Source organism: Massilia sp., assembly GCF_032106685.1.
GTDB lineage: Bacteria > Pseudomonadota > Gammaproteobacteria > Burkholderiales > Burkholderiaceae_D > Telluria.
Window position 1 is genome coordinate 1 of the sequence record NZ_DAMCPG010000091.1, and the last position, 2,409, is coordinate 2,409.

Annotated in this window: 2 protein-coding genes and 1 pseudogene; 1 reads left to right on the top strand and 2 read right to left on the bottom strand. The window is 63.3% G+C overall.

Annotated elements, in window-relative coordinates:
- Window positions 1-129: 129 nt before the first annotated feature.
- A pseudogene (locus RT688_RS23655) lies at window positions 130-267 on the top strand (IS30 family transposase); the annotation flags it as partial.
- 358 nt (window positions 268-625) lie between these two features.
- Here RT688_RS23655 and RT688_RS23660 read toward each other — a convergent pair.
- Together RT688_RS23660 and RT688_RS23665 are read right to left on the bottom strand one after the other, a co-directional pair.
- Complete coding sequence (locus tag RT688_RS23660; protein ID WP_313707266.1) at window positions 626-1,990, bottom strand: diguanylate cyclase; 1,365 nt, start codon at window positions 1,988-1,990, stop codon at window positions 626-628.
- Window positions 1,991-2,216: 226 nt separating this feature from the next.
- The coding region (locus RT688_RS23665; RefSeq protein WP_313707267.1) for a hypothetical protein at window positions 2,217-2,409 on the bottom strand (193 nt) is incomplete at its 5' end.

The window sequence follows — 2,409 nt, forward strand, 5'->3', positions numbered from 1 at the left end:
TTCATAGCTCCATTTTCTCAAAGAATGGAGCCTCCACAAAACCCGGGGCGGTTCAATTTGCCGCGTGATGCAGGTCGCACCGGCTCGTTATTGGCGATACACGGCGCAGCGGCGTAACCCGGCGTTTCGAAAGGACTCGACCTCTCCACGTACTTCTAGGAGAGTTTCGACGAGGTAGCGAGGCAGCTGAACGAGCGCCCACGGAAAACGCTCAACTACGAAACGCTAGCACAGCGGTTTAATCAATGTGTTGCGAGCACCGATTGAAATACGTAACCCATAGCAGACAACACTGGGGGCGGTACCTGCAGTAGCCAAACCGCCGGAGAAGGCGGCCACGGTAAAAAGACTGCCTCCACTGTCGCCGGAATCAGCGGGATAGCGGCTAGCATGCAGCCAAGAGCGACGGGGCCGGCCTTGCGCAGGGTTTTCATTGCTCGCAGATGCTTAACAAGTGTGTCATCGGCACCACTACAACGGCACGCTTGGGTTTTTTCTTGTTCGTTACGACTACGGTTTCCATACACTGCTCCAGAAGAGTTGTTTGCCGAGCTCGTGCCCCTTAAGGAGACACAACACGACGTTTGACTGCCAATTGCCTCTCATGGGTAACCCCAAGTCAAGCCTAGGACAGCGCCGCCTCCACCATCTGCGCACTGCCGGTCCGCACCGCCCGCACCCCATTACGCCCCGCATCCTTGACCGCATACATGGCGCGGTCGGCGCTCACGAAAAAGTCCTTCAAATCGTCGACCTGGGTCGGCACGATGGTGGCCACGCCCAGGCTCGCCGTCACCCACTCGGAAGTGGTCGAGCGCGGGTTCGGGATGCGCAGCGATTCGATGTGGGCGCGGATCGCCTCGCCCAGCGCGCACGCGGCTTCGAAGCCGGTTTCGCCGAACAGCAGTACGAATTCCTCGCCGCCGTAGCGCGCGGCCAGGTCGGTGGCGCGCAGCGCGTGCGACTGCAGCGCCATCGCCACCTGCTGCAGGCAAGCGTCGCCGGCGGCGTGGCCGAGGCTGTCGTTGTAGCCCTTGAAGTGGTCGACGTCGAGCACGATCAGCGACAGCGGCTGGTTGCCGCGCACCGCGCGCTGCCATTCCTTTTCCAGGAAGGCGTCGAAGTGGCGGCGGTTAGCGATTTTCGTCAGCGGGTCGACCAGCGCCGCACGCTGCAGCGCGTTCTCGGACTGCTTGTGGTGCGTGATGTCGTGCAGCAGGGCGACGAACAGCGGCGGGTCGGCCGTCATCGGCGTCAGCGTCAGGTCCATCGCGCGCAGGATGCCGTCGCGCTGGCGGATCAGCACCTCGCGCGCGCCGCGGCAGTCCGGCGCGCCGGCGCCGGTGTTCGCGCCGGCCACGCTGCGGGTGAAGAGGTCGAGGTATTCCTGGGCCACGGAAGGGGCAAGCAGGCCGTCGAGCGTGCAGCCGGCCAGTTCGCCCGGGCCATAGCCGAGATAGCGGTCGCAGGCCGGATTCGCGTACTGGATGCGGCCGCTCGGCTCGATCAGCATCAGGCCTTCGTCGATGCTGTTGACGATCAGGCGCAGGCGGTCGGCCTGCTCCTGCTGCGACAGGCTGGTGCGGCGGAACTGCAGCTGGGCGCGCACCCGGGCGCACACTTCGGCCAGGCGCGGCGGCTTGGTGATGTAGTCGGCGGCGCCGATGTCGAAGGCGGCGACGATGTCCTCGGTCTCGCTGCGCGCGCTCATGAAGATCACCGGGATGTTACAGGTGACCGGGTGCGCCTTCAGGCGCCGGCAGACTTCCATGCCGTCCATGCCGGGCAGGTTGATGTCGAGCAGGACCAGGTCGGGCAGGGCGCGTTGGGCGATGCTCAGCGCCCGTTCGCCGGAATTCGCGACGAAGGTCTGGTAGCCCTGCTGCAGCATCATGGAGCGCAGCGCGCCCAAATGCGCGGGCGCGTCGTCGACGATGAGGACGGCGGCCTGGCGCGGCGACGCGGCGGACACGGGAACGATGGTGGACATGGGCGGAGGGTGCGGAGCCGGTTTTGATATCGTTCAAAATCATACCGCGATGTTGCCACCCACGGTGAATTTTGTTGCCCTACGGATAGTTTTTATTGTTGCGCCTTGCCAACCGCAGATCGTCCATGCTTTGTAACCGCAAGGCAGCGAAAAGAATGGACGCCAGTGGCGTCCATGTAGTGGTTTTTTTTGCAACTTTCCGCCCCGGCCGGCGGCGGCCGGCGGCTTACATCGCGGCGGCGATCAGCTTGCCGAGGATGGCGATGCCTTCGCGGATGCGCTCCGGCGGCACTGGGATAATGATGTGCGTGTACGTACTGCTCGTCATGGTAACCAAGAGGCGTGTTTTTGGAAGTGGCAATATGCGCCAATTAGATAATACGCCTCTCAACTTAGCAGTAGCTTCTGAGACCCGAGAC